11 protein-coding genes are annotated in these 19,881 nt (G+C 73.2%); 7 read left to right on the top strand and 4 right to left on the bottom strand.

The genetic code is table 11. The annotated features are described in order from the left end of the window. The first annotated feature begins 217 nt into the window (after positions 1–217). The 3 genes from HT134_RS20030 to HT134_RS20040 all read left to right on the top strand — a co-directional run bounded on the left by HT134_RS20030 (position 218) and on the right by HT134_RS20040 (position 4,221). The gene (locus HT134_RS20030; RefSeq protein WP_175601939.1) at positions 218–2,152 is read left to right on the top strand and encodes a DUF4082 domain-containing protein; all 1,935 of its coding nucleotides are present in this window, start codon (positions 218–220) and stop codon (positions 2,150–2,152) included. 81 nt (positions 2,153–2,233) lie between these two features. Beyond that, positions 2,234–3,229: a fatty acid desaturase gene (locus HT134_RS20035; RefSeq protein WP_175601940.1), complete on the top strand. Its 996-nt coding sequence runs from the start codon at positions 2,234–2,236 to the stop codon at positions 3,227–3,229. Beyond that, positions 3,226–4,221: a methyltransferase domain-containing protein gene (locus HT134_RS20040; RefSeq protein ID WP_175601941.1), complete on the top strand. Its 996-nt coding sequence runs from the start codon at positions 3,226–3,228 to the stop codon at positions 4,219–4,221. Before HT134_RS20035 ends, HT134_RS20040 begins: the two co-directional genes overlap by 4 nt. Positions 4,222–4,292: 71 nt before the next feature. On the opposite strand, the gene HT134_RS20045 is transcribed toward HT134_RS20040, so the two are convergent. From HT134_RS20045 to HT134_RS20060, 4 genes are all read right to left on the bottom strand, one after another. Then, positions 4,293–5,279 carry an NAD-dependent epimerase/dehydratase family protein gene (locus HT134_RS20045; RefSeq protein WP_175601942.1) on the bottom strand — a complete coding sequence of 329 codons (987 nt, stop codon included), beginning with the start codon at positions 5,277–5,279 and terminating at the stop codon, positions 4,293–4,295. Positions 5,280–5,284: 5 nt separating this feature from the next. Continuing rightward, entirely contained in the window at positions 5,285–6,637 is a 1,353-nt protein-coding gene (locus tag HT134_RS20050; RefSeq protein WP_175601943.1) for a nucleotide sugar dehydrogenase, read from the bottom strand. A gap of 238 nt (positions 6,638–6,875) precedes the next feature. Continuing rightward, entirely contained in the window at positions 6,876–7,865 is a 990-nt protein-coding gene (locus HT134_RS20055; RefSeq protein ID WP_175601944.1) for a glycosyltransferase family 2 protein, read from the bottom strand. Positions 7,866–8,065: 200 nt separating this feature from the next. Then, entirely contained in the window at positions 8,066–11,809 is a 3,744-nt protein-coding gene (locus HT134_RS20060; RefSeq protein ID WP_175601945.1) for a DUF4082 domain-containing protein, read from the bottom strand. A gap of 561 nt (positions 11,810–12,370) precedes the next feature. Here HT134_RS20060 and HT134_RS20065 point away from each other — a divergent pair. From HT134_RS20065 to HT134_RS20080, 4 genes are all read left to right on the top strand, one after another. Further along, entirely contained in the window at positions 12,371–14,818 is a 2,448-nt protein-coding gene (locus HT134_RS20065; RefSeq protein ID WP_175601946.1) for a hypothetical protein, read from the top strand. A 125-nt stretch (positions 14,819–14,943) separates the two neighbouring features. Further along, positions 14,944–16,275: a lipopolysaccharide biosynthesis protein gene (locus HT134_RS20070; RefSeq protein WP_246364818.1), complete on the top strand. Its 1,332-nt coding sequence runs from the start codon at positions 14,944–14,946 to the stop codon at positions 16,273–16,275. Between the two features lie 28 nt (positions 16,276–16,303). Beyond that, a complete protein-coding gene (locus HT134_RS20075; RefSeq protein ID WP_175601948.1) occupies positions 16,304–17,443 on the top strand; it encodes a glycosyltransferase in 1,140 nt (379 codons plus the stop codon). Positions 17,444–17,546: 103 nt separating this feature from the next. Continuing rightward, positions 17,547–19,880: a hypothetical protein gene (locus tag HT134_RS20080; RefSeq protein ID WP_175601949.1), complete on the top strand. Its 2,334-nt coding sequence runs from the start codon at positions 17,547–17,549 to the stop codon at positions 19,878–19,880. Position 19,881: the final 1 nt, after the last annotated feature.

A 19,881-nucleotide genomic window follows, 5' to 3' on the forward strand; every position in this document is an offset into this window, starting at 1 on the left:
TGTGCAGTACAACAGGGGTGTGATTCACCCGGAGGGGCGCACCCCCGCGACACCCGCCCCGTCGCACCGCACTCCAGGGCCGATCGGCTCGCCGTCACGGACGCCGCTCGCCCGTCTCCGCACCCGCCGCGCGCTACCGGCGCGCGGGCCGGGCGCCCGCCGCCCCGCGCTCGCGGCGATCCTCTCGGCCGTCCTCGCGACAGGTCTCCTCGCGGTGATGCCTGACAGAGCCGTCGCCGCGCCGCTGATCCCGCTCGGGAACGCGGCGGGCTTCGCGGTCCTGGCGGGCGGCGCGGTCGTCAACACCGACAACACCACCGTCACCGGTGACCTGGGCACCAGCCCGGGCACCGTGGTGTCGGGGTTCCCGCCCGGTCAGGTGATCGGCACGGTCCACGCCGGCGACGCCACGGCGGCCTCGGCCAGGACCGACGCGGTCGCCGCCTACAACAACGCGGCCGGGCGCGGGGTGACCGACAACGCGCCCGCGCAGCTCGGCGGCACGACCAAGGAGCCGGGCGTCTACGTCCCGTCGTCCGGCACCACCTTCCAGATCACCGGCACGCTCACGCTGGACGCGAAGACCGACCCGAACGCGATCTTCATCTTCCGGGCGGCCACGCTGACCACCGCCACGGTGAGCAACATCAACCTGGTCAACGGCGCCCGGACGGACAACGTCTTCTTCCAGATCACCGGCACGGCCACGCTGGGCGTCGACTCGACGTTCCGCGGCAACGTGCTGGCCAACAACGCGGCCACGGTCAGCTCCGGCGCGGCGGTCACCGGCCGGGTCTTCGCCCTGACCAACAACGTCACGCTCCAGGGCACCACCTCCGGGCCCAGAACCCGGGTCTCCCTGCCGGAGGAGCTGGCCTCCCACACGTCGCTGACCGTCTCACCCTCCGGCTCCGCCGCCGAGGGGCAGCAGGTCACGCTCTCGGCGGAGGTCGGCCCCCAGTCCGGCACGGTGATCCCGCAGGGCAAGGTCGCCTTCAAGGACGGGACCACCCTGCTCGGCACGGACTTCGTTGACGAGAACGGCGACGCCCAGCTCCAGACCACGACGCTGCCCGGCGGCAACCACCGGCTCACGGCCGTCTTCCTCGGCGGTGAGACCTTCGACGGCGAGGCGCTCGTCTACTTCGCCCCGAGCACCTCCTCCGGGGTGAACCTCACGGTCACCGAGTCGCTGTGGTCGAACTCCGCGACCCCGGCCGTGGCCAACCAGCCCGACAACGACCCGATCACGCTGGGGGTCAGGTTCGCCTCCTCCACCTCGGGGCTCGTGCGGGGCATCCGTTTCTACAAGGGCTCGCAGAACACCGGCACCCACGTCGGCAGCCTGTGGACGACGGGCGGCACGCAGCTCGCCAGCGTGACGTTCTCGGGGGAGAGCGCGAGCGGCTGGCAGGAGGCGGACTTCTCCACCCCGGTCCCGATCAACGCCGGCACCGTCTACATCGCCTCGTACTTCACGTCGTCGGGGCACTTCTCGTACACGCAGAACTACTTCACCACCGAACGCGACAGCCCGCCGCTGACCGCCCCGGCCAGCGCGCCGGGGGCCCGCAACGGCGTCTACACCCTGGGTGCGGCGAACGCGTTCCCGACCAGCACCTTCCAGGCCACCAACTACTGGGTGGACCCGGTGTTCGTGCGCTCGGACACCGTCTGGACGGACGCGGCGAAGCCGGCCGTGCTCAACGACCCCGACACCGACCCGGTGACGCTGGGCATGAAGTTCCGGGCCGACACGGCGGGGGTCGTGCGGGGCATCCGCTTCTACAAGGGCGCGCAGAACACCGGCACCCACGTCGGCACCCTGTGGACGGCGGGCGGCACGCAGCTCGCCAGCGTGACGTTCTCGGGGGAGAGCGCGAGCGGCTGGCAGCAGGCGTATTTCTCCTCGCCGGTCAGCGTCTCCGCCGACACCACCTACATCGCCTCCTATTTCACCTCTTCGGGGCATTTCTCGTACACGTTGCAGGACTTCTTCGACGCCCAACGCAATTACCCGCTGACCGCGCTGGAGAACGGCGGCGTCTCGGGCGCCAACGGCGTGTACGCATACGGGGCGTCGAACACGTTCCCCACCAACCCGTACCAGGCCACGAATTACTGGGTTGACGTATTGTTTGACATCAGTTAATCGGCCGTCCCGCACGGCGGTCCCCGATATCACCGAGCCGCTGGTTAGAGTTCCGGAAGGCTCAGCAGAAGGGGGACCGCCGTGCAGGTGGACGCCGAGGCTCTGGACATCGGAAAAGTACGCCATTCCACGCTGGTCGATTCCGCCGGAACGCGTTACGTGGATTTCCGGCGTTCCCTCACGCCGCGCTGGAGCACGGTCTGGACGACGCTGCTCTGCGGGCATCTCGCGCTCGCCCTGTCCGCGGCGCTGGTCGCCGCCGTGGGCGGCGCCATCGACGCCGGGTGGGCCGCCTCGGCCGGGCTCGCCGTCGCCGGGGGAGCGCTGATCGGCTTCTGGCTGCACTACCTCATGACGTACCTGCACGAAGGCGCCCACTACAACCTGGCGCCGGACCGCGAGACCAGCGACAGGCTGACGAACGCGTTCGTCGGGCTGTTCGTCGGCATGAACGTCAAGTCCTACCGCAAGGTCCACTTCGAGCACCACCGCTGGCTCGGCACGACCCGCGACCCCGAGCGCAGCTACTTCGCCCCCCTCGACCTGCGCTTCCTGGTCGAGGGGTGCACCGGCGTCCGGCTCGTACGGGCGCTGAAGGGCTACCGCGAGGTGGTGCGCGGCAAGGCGCGGCCGGAGGACGGGCAGGCCGGGGGCGGCTCCGTGGACGGCGTGCTCGTCGTCGCCGTCCTGTTCAACGGCGCGATCGTCGGCTGCTCGCTGTGGGCCGGCGCCGTCGTCCTCGCCCTCGCCTGGGCGACGGGGCAGCTGCTGTTCCTGCCGCTGCTCAACACCGTCCGGCAGGTGCTGGAGCACCGCAGCGAGTTCGCCGACGACCTCACCGACTACAGCGTCGTCCCGCACGGACCGGTCAACCGGCTGTTCGGCGACGGGCTGTTCGCGGCCGTGTTCGGCGCGGCGGGCTTCAACCGGCACCTGCTGCACCACTGGGACCCCAGCGTGTCCTTCACCCGGTTGAAGGACGTGGAGCGCTTCCTCATGGACACCGACGTCGCGCCGCTGCTCCAGCGCCGGCGGACCACCTATTACCGCACGTGGCGGCAGTTGGACAGGATATGAACGCACACACCGACATGGTCCCCGGCCGGGCGCCGGACGCCGCGGACGCCGGCACCCGTACGAGGTGCCCGGCGTGCCGGGAGACGGGGGCCGCCCCTTGGGCATCCGCCCGCGACGTCGAGTACCGCAGCAGCGACGACGAGTTCACGTTCTACCGCTGCGCGCGCTGCGGGGTCCTCTTCCTCGACCCCATGCCGGTCGACCGGCTCGCCGAGATCTACCCGGCCAACTACTACGCCTACGCCTCCGACGAGCAGTCCTTCGCCCACCGCGTCAAGGACCGGCTGGACGCGCTGCGCCTGCGGCGCATCCTGTCGGGGCTGACCGGCGGCGAGCTGAAGGTGCTCGACGTCGGCGGGGGAGACGGCTGGCAGCTCGACGTGATCCGCGGCCTCGACGCCCGCGTGTCGTTCACCCAGGTCGTCGACCTGGACCCGGCCGCACAGGAACGGGCCGTGGCGCGGGGACACCGCTTCTTCTGCGGCCGGGTCGAGGACTTCTCGACCGAGGAGCGCTTCGACCTCATCCTGCTGATCAACCTGATCGAGCACGTGAGCGACCCCGGCGAGGTGCTGCGGACGCTCGGCCGCCACCTCACGCCGCAGGGCGTGATCCTCGTCAAGACGCCCAACACCGACAGCATGGACGCCCGCCTGTTCCGGCACCGCGACTGGGGCGGCTACCACTGCCCGCGGCACTGGGTGCTGTTCGACCGGCGCAACTTCACCAGGCTCGCCCACGCGTGCGGCTTCACGGTGCGCCGCTTCTCCTACACCCAGGGCGCCCCGTTCTGGGGCACCAGCGTCCTGGCCGCGCTGGCCCGCCGCGGGTGGGTGACGGTCACCGCGGAACGCCCCATGACCCGGCACCCGCTCTTCCCGATCCTCGCCGCCGGCTTCGCCGGCTTCGACCTGGCCCGGCAGCTCCTCGGGGGACGGCCGTCGCAGATGTTCGTGGAGCTCGTCCCGGCGCGGGGGAGCGCCCGCCGCTGAGGGCGCTGACGGACTGACGGACGAACACGGGGACGGCACCGGAAGGTGCCGTCCCCGCGCGCGTCACCGGGTCAGGACTGGCCGCTGTCCTCCTGCGCCAGCCACCACGGGGTCGCCCGCGCCCACGCGATGGTCCGCGACAGCCCCTCCCGCAGCTCGGTCGAGGCCCGCCAGCCGAGCACCTCGTACGCCTTGCGGGCGTCCGGGATCCTGCGGCGCAGGTCCTGGTAGCGCGGGCCGAGCCGGGCGCCGGTGTCGAGCGGCACGGCGGCCGGGCCGTCCCCGGTGAGTTCGAGGATCAGCCGCACCACCTCGCCGACCGTGGTCTCCTCCGAGCTGCCGATGTTGAAGCACTCGCCGTCGGCCTTGTCGCTCGCGCCCGCCGTCAGGGTGGCGTCGATGGCGTCGTCCACGTACGTGAAGCACCGGGTCTGGCCACCGTCGTCGTAGACGATCGGCGGCAGGCCGCGCAGCGCCCGGTGGACCGTCCGGCTGACGACGAACGCGGGCCGCTGGCGCGGGCCGTAGACGTTGAAGTAGCGCACGATCGTCGCGCGCAGGCCGCGCTGCCGGACGAAGGCGAACGTCAGGTGCTCGGCCAGCGCCTTGCTGGAGGAGTAGCTCCACCGGTCGACGGACGTGCTGCCGAGCACCCGGTCGTCGTTCTCGGCCCAGGGCACCGCCGGGTTCTTGCCGAAGACCTCGCTCGTGCTGGCCAGCACGACCTTGGCGCCGGCCCGCTCGGCCAGCTCCAGGACGTTGCGGGTGCCGATGAGGTTGATGTCGATGACGTCCAGCGGCTCGTCGAGGTAGCGGTCGACGCCCACCACCGCGGCGAGGTGGTAGACGACGTCGACGCCGGGCTCGACGACGGCGGCGACCTGGGCGCGGTCGCGGATGTCGCCGCTGACGTACCGGGGCGCGTCCGCGCACCGGACCAGGCCGGGCGGCGGGGCGCCGTGGTCGAAGACCGTGGTCTCATGGCCCTCGGCGACGAGCCGCTCGACCAGATGGCTTCCGACGAATCCGCTGCCGCCCGTGACGACCACTCGTGCCATGGCGGTCACCGTCCGATCCCGCGGTAGGCGAAGCCCAGCTCGCGCAGGCGGGCGATGGTCTCGCGCGGGTAGTAGGCGCGCCCGTCGATCACCGCGCACGACGGGGCCACCTGCCGGCGCAGCCACGCGAGGTCCAGCTCGCGGAACGGCTTGTGCCAGGCCAGCACGGCCAGGCAGTCGGCGTCGCGCACCGCCTCCTCGACCGAGGCGCACGGCCGCAGGCCGAAGGTCTTCTCGGCCTCGTCCTCGTCCACCAGCGGGTCGTGCAGGGTGACCTCGGCGCCGGCCTCGCGCAGCGCCGCGATGACCGGCTGGGTGGGCGTGGCCCGCAGGTCGCCGGTGTCGTTCTTGAACGCCAGGCCCAGCACCGCGACCTTCGCCTGCTCCGGCGCGCGGCCGAGCTTGGCCAGCTCCTCCACGATGAGGCCGAAGGTGTAGCGCGGCATGCCGTCGTTGACCTCCCGCGCCGCGGGGATCGTGCGCAGCGACAGGCCGCGCTCGCCGGCCGAGCGCCACACCATCCACGGGTCCTTGGTGAGGCACGAGCCGCCGACGCCGACGCTCGGCAGCAGGATGTTGACGCTCCCGCTGCCCTTCTTGATCGAGTTGGCCGCGGCGATCACGTCGAGCACGTCCACGCCGACCGTGGCGCACACCTGGGCGAGCTCGTTGGCCATCGCGATGTTGTGGTCGATCCACCAGTTGTCGGCCAGCTTGACCATCTCGGCCGTCTCCAGCGACGCGCAGCGGATGATCTCGACGCCCAGGGCGCGCCGCCAGAACTCGGCGGCGGCGTCGGCGCTCTCGTCGCACCAGCCGCCCACCACGATGGGGAAGGTGCGCAGCTCCCGCAGCGCGTTGCCCTCGGAGAGCCGCTCGGGGCAGAAGGCCAGGCCGAAGTCGGTCCCGCAGGTCAGGCCGGAGCGCTCCAGCAGGGGCAGGACGAGCTCGCGCGTCATCCCGGCGGGCACGGTGCTCTTGAAGATCAGGAGCTGGCCGGGGCGCAGGTGCCTGCTCAGCTCCTCGCAGGCGCTGCGGAGCTGGAGGTCCATCAGCACGCCCTGGTCGCGGATGGGCGTGCCCACCGTGACGATGACCACGTCGGCCGCGGCGAGCGCCGCGTACTCCGTGGTGGCCTGGAAGGCCGCCGTGCCGGCCAGGCGGGAGACCAGCTCGGGCAGTCCCGCTTCGCTGAACCGGCAGTGTCCGCCGGTCAGCTCCTCGACGAGCGCGGCGTCGGTATCCACCCCGATCACGCCGACGCCGTTGTCGGCGAGGGTCGCGGCTATGCACGATCCGACATATCCCAGGCCGACGATTCCGGCCGTGATGTGTTCCTGAGCGGGCAAGAAACGCACACTCACTCCATTCGACGAGTGTTTCACCGAGCCGGTGGCATTTCGGGGCCGATCGTTTGACAATCGGCTCGTGAATGCGAAATGACGTCGGCCGATTTCCTGTTTTCGTTTCTAACCCGTGCCTGTTCGAGCGGGCCTCGGCGGCGCGCGCCGGGCGCGTTCGCGGGCGATAGCTTGGCCGGTTGGTGGAGAGCCGATGACTCGGTGGAGAATCGGTGCGCGGGCGCGTCCGGAGTCGTCAGGGATTACGCGCGCCGACCTCGGCGGCGCCGCTCCGGCGGGGTGGCGCGAGCGGGGCGCCCGAGCCGATCCGCTCCCGGACCACGTAGGTCGGGTGGCCCATTCCGCTGCCGTGAATACGGCCCACGTATTCGCCGAGGACGCCGATGGCGATGAGCTGCGCCGCCGAGAACAGGGCCACCATCGAGGCGATCGTGGTGAACCCGGCGACGGTCGTGCCGCCGGTCGCGAAGTGCCACAGGACGGCCGCGCCCAGCAGCAGCCCGAACACCCCGGCGGCGAAACCGAGGTAGCTGGCCAGGCGCAGCGGCGCCGCGCTGTATCCCAGCACCATGTTCGCCGTGTGCCGCACCAGCAGGGGCAGCGAGTAGTTGGACCGGCCGTGCTGGCGGTGGTTCATGTGGACCGACGCCGAGCCGATCCGGGTCGTGGCCCACGACAGGGCCACGTCGATGGACGCGTGCGGGCCCGAGAGCTGGGCGAACCCGTCGCGCAGGTGGGTGCGGAAGGCCCGGAACGCGCTGATCTTGCGGGCGCCGCGGAAGCCCAGCGTGGCCGACATGCACGCCTTGACCGTGCGGGAGGCCAGGCTGCGCAGGTAGCCGTGCTCCTCCACGTGCGGCACGCCGTAGACGAGGTCGAGGCGGTCGCCCTCCAGGGCCGCCAGCAGGTTCGGGATCTGCTCGGGCAGGTGCTGCAGGTCGTCGTCCATCGTGACGACCACCTGCGACGCGGCCTCCCTGATGCCGGCGACCAGGGCGTTGTGCTGGCCGTAGTTGCGGGACAGGTGGATCGCGCGCACGCCCTCCACGTGCCGGGCCAGCTCGGCGGCGGCCGACCAGGTGTCGTCCGGGCTGCCGTCCACGACGAGGATCACCTCGTAGCGCACGCCCAGCTCGCCCAGCACGGAGACGACCCGGGGCACCAGCATCGGGAGCGTGCGCGCCGACCGGTAACACGGGATGACCACCGACACTGACTCCGACATGGATCCTCCGATATCGCGGCGAAGGCGCGCGCGGTGGACGCGCCTCCGGGGAACGGTCCTCTGCGCCAGGGGCTCCTGGCGGTCATCGCATCACACGGCCGGTCCGTCCGCCATGCGGGACGTGGCCCCTTGCGCTCTTCTTGGTGCGGTATTACCCGGTGCGGTGGCGCCCGGGGGGCGCGAGCCCCCCGGGCGCGGGCTCAGTCGGCGTCGAAGACCACGTCGACCCAGTAGTTGCTGGCCTTGTACGTCGTGGTCGGGAACAGGTTCTGCGAGGTGTAGCGGTACACGCCGTTGCCCTCGACGCCGCTCGCGGGCGCGATGAGCGGCGGGCTGTTGTACTGCGTGGTAAAGAAATTCTGGTTGTACGAGAAACGCCCCACCTGGGTGTTGTAGGAGGCGACATAGGTGGTGCCGGGATCTATGCGGACCGGTGTGCTGAACAGCACCTGTTGCCACCCGGACGCCGTCTCGTTGGTGAACGTCGCGGTGGCGAGCTGCTGGCCGGTGTTGGACCACAGGGTGCCGATGTGCGTACCCGTGTTCTGCGAGCCCTTGTAGAACCTGATGCCCCTGATCGTGCCGGGCACCAGCGCCCGGAACCGCACGCCCAGCGTGACCGCCCTGGCGTCGGAGGCGTTCACCACCGCGGGCACCGACGTGCTCGGGAACAGGCTGGTCGGCGAGAACGACACGTCCACCCAGTAGTTGGACGAGCGGTACGTGCTCGTCGGGAAGGCGGTGCCGGAGCCGTACCGGTAGACGCCGTTGCCGCCGGCCGCGGTGCTCGTCGGGGCGGTCAGCGGGCCGTTGACCCGGGCCGAGGTGAAGTAGTCCTGGTTGAGCGCGTAGTGGCCGGCGGGCGCGAAGTACGAGGCGACGTACGTGGTGCCCGGCGTGACCTGCACCGGCGCGGGGAAGTCCACCTGCTGCCACCCGGTGGCCGTCTCGTTGGTGAACGTGGCCCGGGCGAGGAGCTGGCCCGTGCTGGTCCACAGGTTGCCGACGTGCGTGCCGGTGTTGCCCGCGCCCTTGTAGAACCTGATGCCGAGGATGGCCCCCTCCTGCGACGTCTGGAACTTCACGCCGAGCTCGACCGAACGCGAGTCGGGCTGGGCCAGGACCGCCGGAACGGTCGTCGAGGGCCACAGGCTGCAGGGGCAGCTCCCGACCACCGTGACCGGCCGCGAGTCCAGGGTGGTCTGGAGGTTGCCGATGTCGTCCACGGCCCGCACGAGGAGGGTCGTGTCGCCGGCGGTCTGCGGCACCCAGGTGTACTGCCAGGGGCCGAACCCGGTGGCCGCCTGCCAGCTCGCGCCGTTGTCGGTCGACACCTCGACGCCCGCGACGACGCCGCCGCCCGTGTCGGAGGCCGTGCCGCTGATCGTGACGCTCCGGCCGGTCACCACGGTCGAGCCGCCGGCCGGGGCGGTCAGCGCGGACGTCGGCGGCGCGGTGTCGGTGGACTGGGTCGCCGGGACCAGGTCGGTCTGCAGCGTCGCCGGCTGCAGGCCGAAGTCGGCGAACAGGTTGACGGTCGCCTGCTGGATGCGGATGTCGATCGGCGCGCCGTCGCGGTCGTGCACCGCGTCCAGCCCCCACGGCCACTGGATGGTGCCCGCGCCGAACACCAGGCCGCCGCCGCTGGGCTGCCGGTAGAGGGTCAGGTGGTGGGTGGCGGAGCCGGCCCCGTACGTGCTGCCGAAGTCGAGCAGGACCTTGTTGGTGTAGCTGAGGGTGGTGCTGGAGTAACGCGCCAGCCCGGGCGGCGCGACGCTGTTGTCCGGCTGGTTGTCCCACTCGAAGCCCAGGGTGCCGGAGGAGAGGGTCGCGACGTCGCCGGGCTGCAGGTTCGCGATCGAGGTGTTGCGCCACAGCCGCATGGCCGCGTACTGGGAGGGCACCTGGATCGCGTCGTTGACGACGCCGTTGATGATGAACAGGGTGCCGGTGAGCTGGTTCTCCGGCCTGCCGCCGTTGGACGGCGGCGAGAAGCGCGGGTCGCGCCAGGTCCCCGTCCACTGCGGGCTGGGGTCGATCTTGGCGTTGGCGAGCGTCTCCTTGTAACAGGTCATCGTGCGGAACGGGGTGTCCGACCCGTCGATGCTCGGCTCCCAGCGGGTCTTCCAGAACACCTCGTTGGCCGAGAAGAAGGCGACGTCCACGCCGTCGTCGCGGGCCGCCGCGAAGTTGTCCCGCATCTCCTCCGACCAGTACTCGTCGTGGCCGACGGACAGCAGCGCCTCGTGGCCCAGCAGCAGGCCGGGACGGACGACGGCGTCGATGCTGGAGATGTAGCCCACGTCGTAGGCGTTGCGCTCGATCCAGCGCAGCATCGGGTACTCGGAGTTGAAGAAGTAGTTGGGCGGGCCGTTGGAGACGCCGCGCGTGGTGATCGGGCGGTTGTAGCTGACCTTGTAGGCGCGGTTGGCGGGCTGGCCGAAGTACAGGCTGTTGCCGCCGTACCGGTTGTAGGCCTGCCACGTCGTGTCGGAGGTCTTGAACACCACCGCCGAGGAGCGCTGGTCGTCGCGGACGACGAAGAGGATCTGGCTGTCGCCGGCCGTGCCGTCCTCGCGGACCAGCTTGGCCTCGTAGACGCCGGTGACCGCCGTGGCCGGCACGGCCCAGGAGGCCGACACCGCCCAGGTGCCGCAGTCGACCAGCCCGGTCGCGGCGTCGCTCACGCAGTCCGGCTGGGTCTGGGGCAGCGGGACGGACGGCTGGATCGTGGTGATGAGCCGGGCGCCCATGCCGCCGTACCAGCCGAAACGGTAGATGTCGAGGCGGTAGTCCGTCGCCGGGGTGTTGATCTTGAAGTCGATGGTGTCGCCGTGGTTGACGCTGATCTGCGTGGGATAGCCCTGGATGTCAGGGCTGCCGGCGCCGACGACGTCCCATTCGCTGGGCGGGTTGCCCGGCAGCTCGTTCTCCAGGCAGATGATCGAGCCGGGCGGGCAGTTCTGCCGGGCGCGGCGGGCTGGCTTGCGGCGGGGCTCGGCGGGTTCTCCGGGCGCCGCGACCTTCGCGACCTTCGCGGTCTTCCGCGGCGCCGAGGTGAGGGCGGCGCGTGCCGGAGCTCCCGTCGCCGGTCCGGTGGCCGCGACGATCCGGGGACCGGCGCCGCCGGACGGCGCGGAGACGCCCGCGGACGCGGGGCGCGTGGCGGGGGAGCGTCGCGTGGCGGCCCGGTCCTCGGCGAGCGTGGCGGGGAAGCGCTGCGCGGCGGCCTGCGGCGCGGTGAGCGTTCCCTGGCGGTGCATGGCGTCGATCACCGCGCGCCAGCGGGCGCGCAGGTCCGTGACCGGCGCGGACGCGGCGTCGCCGGCCGGGTCCTGGCGCCGGATCGCGGCGGCCAGGTACGCGCCCTCGGACACGCTGAGCTCCTGGACGTCCTTGCCGAAGAACGCCCGCGCCCCCGCCTGGAGCCCCCGTGAGCCGCCGAGGTCGAGCACGTTGAGGTACCTCTCCAGCACCCACTCCGGCGAGCGGGACAGAGCCGCCTTCACGGCCACCGCGACATCGGCGACCCGGCGCGGGAACGAGTGGTCCTGCGGGTGCTGGCCGGCGGCCATCCGCTGGGTGATCGCGAAGTCGCCGGTGCCGCGCCCGGTGAGGGCGAACCACAGGCCGCGCGCCAGCCCCTCCAGGGTCACGCCCGCCTCCGGCGCGGGCGCCGCGGCCTCGGCGGCGAGGACGGCCCGCACCACGTGGTCCGGCACCTGGTTGAGCTGGACGCTTGAGCCGCGGTCGCGCGCCGTGGTGTTCGCCTCTCCGGACACGGGGGCGGTCAGCGGGTCGACCGGTCGCGTGTCGCCGGGCAGAGGCGTCAGCACCCAGGCGCTCCAGAGCAGGGCGGCCAGGACGGCGACACCCCCGAGGACGATCAGCGCCACGCGAGGTGGACGCCGCCTGCGGCCGATCTTCTCCTTGCCGTCCGGCATGCGAAACTCCCAAGAACGCGTTTGCTAGCTAAAACAGGAGCAAAGGCGATGTGTATGCACCTCGGAGCAGAGTAGGGATGAAATCGGGCGGTGATCGCGCGGCGCGGACAATGACAGCACTCGATAGGGGATGGGCGTGTCGGGAGACAAACATCGGTTGCGGTAATGCGTCCGTTTTTGCGGTCAAGCTTTCCGGTCGCACCGGGAAAGCGGCGCCTGAGGGGGCGCCGGTGCCCCTTGCCGGCTCCGTGAGTCGGTCGCGGCAAAGCCGTCGCAAGGAGACGGTCCCGCTCGGTGCATTCGGCCGCCCGGCGCGGGAAGCGTCGCCAGGCTGGAGCGCATGGCCGCCGCCCGCCCCGCCCGCACGTTCCACGACCGTCCCAGGACGAGCCGTGCGAAGGACGGACGCCGCCCGGGCCGCGCGAAACCGGGCCGCACGCAACCGCGTCGCCGGCCGAGCCGCGCGCAACCGCGTCGCCGCCCGAGCCGCGCGCAACCGGGTCGCCGCCCGGGCCGCGCGTGGGGGAGGCGCCGCCCCGCCGCCGGGGACCGCTGACCCGGGTGTCACGGTGGCTGCCCGCGGCGGCCGTGCTGGCCTACGCCGTGGTCGCGCTGCGGCTGTACGGCGTCGGCGCGCGGGACACGGCCGCGTTCGCCCTGTACGCCGCGCTGGCTCTGGCGCTGCCGGGCCTGCTGTGGGCGCGGGCCCTGTACCGCCGCGCGCACGCGCTGCCCGAGCAGGTCGCGCTCGGCCTGACCCTTGGCTACGCGATCGAGGTGCTCACCTACCTGCCGGCCCGCGCCCTCGGGCTGCCCCTGATGGTCCTGGCGTGGCCGCTCGGCACGTACGCGCTGTTCCTGGCCGTCCCCCGGCTGCGCGGGCACTGGCGGCGCGGACCCGGGGCGCGCCCCGTCCCGCTGTGGTGGTCGTGGACCCTCGCGCTCGTCACGATCGCGGTCGTCGCCCTGGTCGCCGCCGGCTGCTACGCCCGCCAGCCGCTCACCTGGCCGGCGCTCCTGTCGTCGCCCGTGGACATGCCCTTCCACCTGGCGCTGACCGGCGAGCTGCGCAACCACGTGCCGCCCACGATGCCGGCGGTCGCCGGTGAGCCGCTGGCGTACCACTGGTTCGTCTACGCGCACCTGGCCGCCGCGAGCCGGGTCACCGGGATCGAGCCGTCCGTGCTGCTCTTCCGGCTGGCCGTGCTGCCCATGCTGGCGGCGTTCGTCGTGCTGCTCGGGATGGTCGGGCGCCGCCTGACCGGCTCGCGGAGGGTGGCGGCCGGCGCGGTGGCGGCGACGGTGTTCGTGGCCGCGCCGGGCCTGTACGCGGGGTCGGTCGCCGGGCTGCTGACCTGGACGCCGCCGTACTCGTGGGCCAGCCCCACCCAGACGTTCGGCGCCCTGCTGTTCGTCCCCGTGATGCTCCTGCTCCTCGACCTGTCCGCGGCGGGCCGGCGCGGCCGGGGCTGGTGGGTCCTGCTGGCGGTGCTGCTGGTGGCGCTGGCGGGGGCGAAGGCCACGTACCTGCCGCTCCTCGCGGCCGGCCTGCTGACAGCCGCCGTCGCCGAGGCGCTCACCCGGTTCCGGACGCCCCGGCGGGCGGCGGCCGTGCTCGGGCTGACGGCGGCGTGCCTGGCGTTCGCGCACGTGGTGCTGTTCGGCGGCGCCCGGCAGGGCATCGTCGTCGATCCGCTGTCGATGGTCAGGGTGACCTGGCGCAACCTGACCGGCGCGGGCGTCGCGGAGCCCGTCGCGTGGCCGGCGACGCTCGGGGCGACGCTGCTGTGCCTGCTCGGCGCGGCCGTCGCCTGGTGCGGGGCGCTGGGCCTGCTGTGCCGGCCGCGGCTGCTCGCCCGCCCTCCCGTGGTGCTGGCGCTCGGCATGAGCGCGGCCGGGCTGGGCGCGGCGCTCCTGCTCGGCCATCCGTCGCTGTCGCAGGGGTACTTCCTGCAGGCGGTCTTCCCCTACCTGGCGATGGTCTCCTGTCACGGCCTGGCCGTCGCGGTGCGGAGGGCGAGGCTGCGGCCCGCCATGGCGGCGGGCGCCGCCTGCGCCGGGGTGGCCGCCGTCGTGGCGATCCGCGTGCTGCTCGGCGTGCGGGTGCCGCTCGGCCCCGGCGTGGACGCCGCCGTGCTGTACCTGCCGTACGCGGCGCTGCTCGGGCTCGTGGTGGCGGCGGGGATGGCGCTGCGCGCGCTGGGCCGGAGCCGGACCGCCACGTTCGCGCTGCTGCTCTGCCTGGTCACCGCGGCCGGGACGCCGGCGGCGTGGGCGGCGCAGCTCGCGCTGGGCGCCGCGAAGGGCCCGTTCCCGGCAGCGGCGCACCGCCGGCCGGGCCCGGACGCGCCCCGGGGGGCGGTCGCGGCCGGGCGATGGCTGCGCGCGCACTCGTCTCCCGACGACCTGGTCGCCGCCAACGCGCACTGCCGGTGGGGCTTCGAGTCGCCGTGCGACAGCCGCGCCTTCTGGGCCAGCGCGCTGAGCGAACGGCGCGTGCTGGTCGAGGGATGGGCGTACACGGCGACCTCCCTGGCCGGCGCGCGCCCCGAGGAGGAGGCGGAGCACCGCCCGTTCTGGGACCAGGCGCGGCTGCGCGCCAACGACGCCGTCTTCCGGCAGCCGTCGCCCGAGACGGCCCGCGTGCTGCGCGAGCGCTACGGCGTGCGGTGGCTGTTCGTGGACGAGACCCGGCTGCCGGCGGGCGTCCGCCTGGACGCCGCGGCCACGCCGCGCTTCCGCTCCGGGGACCACGCGGTCTACGAGCTGGCCGGCGACGCCCCCGCGCCCGTCGTGACCCCGGCGCCCCCGACCCCCGCGCCCCTGACCCCGGCGCCCCCGACCTCCGCGCCCCTGACCCCGGCGTCCCCGACCCCCGCGACCTCGGCCACCCGCGCCCCCGCGCCCCCGCAACCCGCACCCCCCGCGGCGTCGGCCCGCCGCCACCCTCGCGACCCCCGCGACCGCGGGCTGACCGGCGGTCCGGCGACCAGGGCCGCCACGACGTGACCGGACAGATCTGATCGGTATGGCCCGGGGCACGGGCGGGCAATGTTTCGCGCGGCCGGGGCGCGGGCCGGAGCGCCGCCACCGTCACCGGCCGTCCGGTGGCGATGATGACGCCCGTGAAGGTCATGACGTCCTCGGCGGCCCTCGCTCTTCGCACGCTGGCCACGCGCGGGGTCAGGCTGGGCCTGGAGACGGTGACAGGGGTGGTCATCGCGCGCACCCTCCAGCCCGAGGGCAGGGGCGTCTACGCGGTGATCAGCACCGCGGCGTTCGCCGCCGTCGTCGTGGGCCACCTGTCGCTGGAGAAGTCGCAGATCGCCCTGTGGGAGGACCGTTCGCGGCATCCGGCGCTGGCCACCAACGGCCTGGTCCTGGGCCTGGTCCTGGGCTCGCTGTCGGCGCTGGGCGCCCTGGGGATCGTCGCGCTGACCGGCGCCCAGGGAGGGCTCGCCCTGTGGGCGCTGGCCCTGTCGGTGGTGCCGCTCGGCGCGGCCTCCGTCAACCTCAACGGCATCATGACCCTGCAGTCCCGGATGGACGTCGTCAACCGCAAGTCGCTCCTCGCCGCGCTGGCGCGGTGCCTGCCCATCCTGGCGCTCGCGGCCCTGGGACATCTGACGCTCGCCGGCGTGGTGGCCTGCTGGGCGCTCTCGATCGCCCTGCCGTTCGTCCTCGTGGCGGGCGGGATGCGGCCGATCCGCCTGCGCGTGGACCGGACGCTCGCGCGGCGCCAGCTCGGCCTGTCCGGCAGGTACCACGTGGGCTGGGTGGCGCTGTACCTCATCGTCACCATCGACGTCCCGCTGCTCAGCGCGCTGGACTCGCCGGCCGCGGTCGGCATCTACACCGTCGCGGTCACGATCATGACCCTGACCCGGATCCCGTGCGAGACGATCGCGCAGATCGCGCTGCCCAAGCAGGCGTCCTGCGACGTGGAGGAGGCCAAGCACGTCACCGTCCGCGCGCTGCGGCTCATGCTGCTCGTCTCCTCCGGCTTCGTGGTGGTGCTCGTGGCGGCCTCGCCGTGGATGATCCCGCTGGTCTACGGCGACTCCTTCGCCGGAAGCGTGGCCCCGCTGCTCGCGCTCGCTCCGGGAACCGTCGCCCTCATGCTGGTCAGGGCCGTCGAGCAGCATCTCGTACGGCTGGAGCGCCCCTCGACGATGACCGCCGTCTCCGTCGGCGTGCTGTGCGCGAACGTGCTGCTCAACCTGGTGCTGATCCCGCGCTGGGGCGCGGTGGGCGCGGCGGTGGCGTCCACCGTGACGTACGTCGTGCTGGCCGCCCTGGAGATCACCCGCTTCGTCCGGTTGACCGGGCTGCCGGTGAGGGCGCTGGTCCCCGGCCGGGCGGAGGTCCATTCGGTCGTGATGCCCTTGCTGGCGGTAGCTTCCGGAAATGCGCGACACGCCCCACGGCATCCGGCGGCGCACCGCCCGAATTCCTACTCTGAGTGATGACCATCTCGCTGACAGTGGAGGATTCATGACCACGTCCGGAGAGCCGTCCGGCCTCAGGCGCGTCGCGCTGCTCATCGGGCAGCTCGGCCTGGGCGGCGCGGAGAAACAGGTGTCCCTGCTCGCCCGCGAGCTGCACAGCAGGAACATCGCCGTGGACGTGCTGCTGCTGTCGAAGGGCGGACCGCACGAGGTCACGCTGCGCGCCGCCGGGATCGACGTCCACCGGCTCGGCTTCACCAGGACGGCGTCGGGCAGCATCGCGGACCCGCGCAACGTCGTGGCCTTCGCCCGCCTCGTCCTGCTGCTGCGCCGGCTCCGGCCGGACGTGCTGCACGCGTTCCTGCTGCACAGCTACCTGATCGGGGCGCCCGCGGCGCTGCTGGCGCGCGTGCCCGTGATGGTCGCCGGCCGGCGCGGGCTCAGCGACATCAAGAAGAGCAAGCAGGGGCGGCTCTTCTCGGCGGGCAGCGCGATGACCGCGATCACCGACCACGTCGTCGCCAACGCAGCGGCGGTCGCCGAGGACGCGCGGACGGTGGAGGGCATCCCGCCGCACAAGCTGAGCGTCATCTACAACGGCCTTTCCGACGCCGCGCTGGAGGTCGTCGAGCCCGCGACCGTGGACACCCGGCTGCCCGTCGTGGTGTGCCTGGCGCGGCTGCGGCCCGAGAAGGGGCACGACTGCCTGCTGGACGCCGCCGCCCTGCTCGCGCGGGAGGGCCGCCGGTGCACGTGGCTGCTCGTCGGCGACGGCCCGGAGACCGAGCGGCTGCGGGCCCGGGCCCGCGGGCTGGACGCCGACGTCCGCTTCTGGGGAGCGGTGACCGACCCCCGGCCGCTGCTGGCCCGGGCCGACGTCGTCGTGCTCCCCTCCGTCTCCGAAGGGCTGAGCAACGCGATCATGGAGGCGATGGTCCAGCGGCGGCCGATCGTGGCCACCGCCGTGGGCGGGACGCCGGAACTGCTGGGCGACGACCGCGGCGTCCTGATCCCGCACTCGGACCCGGCGGCTCTCGCCCGGGCCGTGGCGGGCCTGCTCGACGACCCGGGGCACGCCGCGCGCCTGGGCGCCGAGGCCCGGGCCTGGGTCCTGAAGAACCTCGACGCGACCACCATGGTCGAGGAGCACATCGCGCTGTACCGGCGGCTCCTCGCCCGGCGCTGAACGGCGTTCCGCCGGCTCATGGCGCCACCAGGTAACGGCAACGACTCCGTCCAGCGCAGAGCGCCTGCCCGGCTGTGATCGCGGGCGCGTCCAGACTCCCCCCATGGCCATATCTCGACCCGGTTACGCGCTCCCAGAGCAGACGACCACACGACCGGGCCGCCGCGCCGGCGAGGCGGGGGGCTCCCCTCACCTCGGGCGGGCGCGGCGGCTGCTCCGGTGGGCTCCCGCCGTGCTCACGGCCGGCTTCGTCGCGGCCGTCCTGTACCGCTACGGCGTCTCACTCCCGGACCTGGGCCGCTACGGCGCGTACGTCGCGCTGTGCCTCGCCCTCCCGGGCCTGCTCCTCGTCCGCGCCCTCTACGACGGCAGCCGCACCCTGGCCGAGGAGCTGGCGCTCGGCACGGCGCTCGGCCTGGCCGTCGAGCTGGCGGCCTACGTCGCGGCCCGGGCGGCGGGCCTGCCGCTGCTCGTCCTGGCCTGGCCGGCGCTCACCTACGCCGCGTTCCTCGCCGTACCCGGGCTGCGCAGGCACTGGAGGGCGGGCCGCCCGCGGCCGGCCGCACCCGTCTGGTGGTCGTGGGCGCTGGCGTCGCTCGTCTGCTACCTGGTGGCCAAGGCCGCCTACAGCCACTTCGCCGCCGCGCCGCTCACCTGGCCGGAGCTGGCGGCGTACTCGGACGACACGCCGTTCCACCTCGGCCTGATCGGCGAGCTGAAGCACCACGTGCCGCCGACGAGCCCCATCGTCGCCGGCGAGCCGCTGTTCTACCACTGGTTCGTCTACGCGCACTGGGCGGCCGCGAGCTGGATCACCGGCGTCGAGCCGCTGGTGCTGCTGCTGCGCCTGGGCATGCTGCCCGTGCTGGCCGCGTTCGTCGTGCTGGTGGCGATGCTCGGGCGCCGGGTGACGGACTCGTGGACGGGCGGCGCGCTCGCGGCCGCGGCCACGCTCTTCGTGGGCGCCTCCCGCCTGTTCCTCGGCTCGCTCGGGACGTTCACCTGGGGCGGGATCCACGACGCGGCGTGGGGCAGCCCGACGTTCGCCTTCGGCGCGCTGCTGTTCGTGCCCGCCGTCCTGCTGCTGACCGAGCTGCTGCACCACCGCTGGTACGACCTGCGCGCCTGGCTCGTCCTGGGCGTCTTCCTGCTGGCGGTCATGGGCGCCAAGGCCACCTACCTGCCGATGCTGCTCGTGGGGCTGGCGGCCGTGGCGGCGGTCGAGGGGGTGCGGCGGCGCCGGGTGCCGTGGCCCGCGCTCACGGCGCTCCTGATGACCGGGACGTGCCTGGTCTTCGCGCAGCTCGTGCTGTTCGGCGGGCGGCGGCAGGGCCTGCTGGTCGCGCCCTTCTCGTTCATGCGCACCGTCTGGCAGGACCTGACCGGCATGCCGGTGGACGCCGTTCCCCCTCTGGCGTCGCTGGCCGGCGTCACGGTGGTGTACCTGCTGGCCTGGGCCGTCACCTGGAGTCCGATGCTGGGGCTGCTGAGCAGGCCGCGGCTGTTCGTCCGGCCCGACGTGGTGCTCATGATCGGCATAGCGGCCGCGGGGCTCGCCGGGATGATCGTCTTCGACCATCCGGGGCGGAGCCAGATCTACTTCCTGTGGGGCTCGCACCCCTACCTGGTGATCCCCGCCGTGTTCGGCGCGCTGGTCGTCCTGCGCCGGGCCCGGGTCCCGCGCGCCCGGTCGCTGTGCGCGATCGGGGTGGGGCTGGCCGGGGCCTACGCGATCCCCCTGCTGCTCGGCGTCACGGCGCCCCTGGAGCCGGGTGAGTCCGACGCCGTCCTGCTCCTGCCGTACCTGACGCTGGTGGCCTTCGTGGCGCTGGCGGCCCTGGTCGTCGTGGTCACGCGGTCCCGGCTGCGCGGCTGGGCCCTGGTGGTCGTGGCGCTGGCCGCCATGGGCCTGCCCGCCGCGCACCACGTGCGGGTGATCTCGGTGCTGTCCGGAGCGAGCCGGTCGGCGGCGGCCCCGGCGGAGCAGGCGCCCCCGGCTCCGCCCGGGGCGCTGACCGCCGCCCGCTGGCTGCGCGAGCACTCGTCGCCCGACGACCTGGTCGCCACGAACGTGCACTGCCGCTGGGGGCTGGACGACCCCTGCGACTCGCGTCAGTTCTGGATCTCCGCGCTGACCGAGCGGCACGTGCTGGTCGAGGGATGGGCGTTCACGGTGAAGAACGCCGACAGCTGGCAGCCCGGCCGGCTGGAGCAGCACCAGCCCTTCTGGGACCGCGACCGGCTCGCCGCCAACGACGCGGCGTTCCTGTCGCCGTCCACGGCCACGGTCCAGGGACTGCGGGACCGCTACGGCGTCCGCTGGCTCTTCGTGGACGAGCAGCGCCCGGAGGTGAGCCCGGCCCTGGCCGACTTCGCGCGCTTCCGCTTCCGCAGCGGGGCGTTCGCCGTCTACGAGACGGAGCCCTCCGGGGTCTGAC

Source organism: Nonomuraea rhodomycinica (assembly GCF_013363995.1).
Lineage (GTDB): Bacteria > Actinomycetota > Actinomycetes > Streptosporangiales > Streptosporangiaceae > Nonomuraea > Nonomuraea rhodomycinica.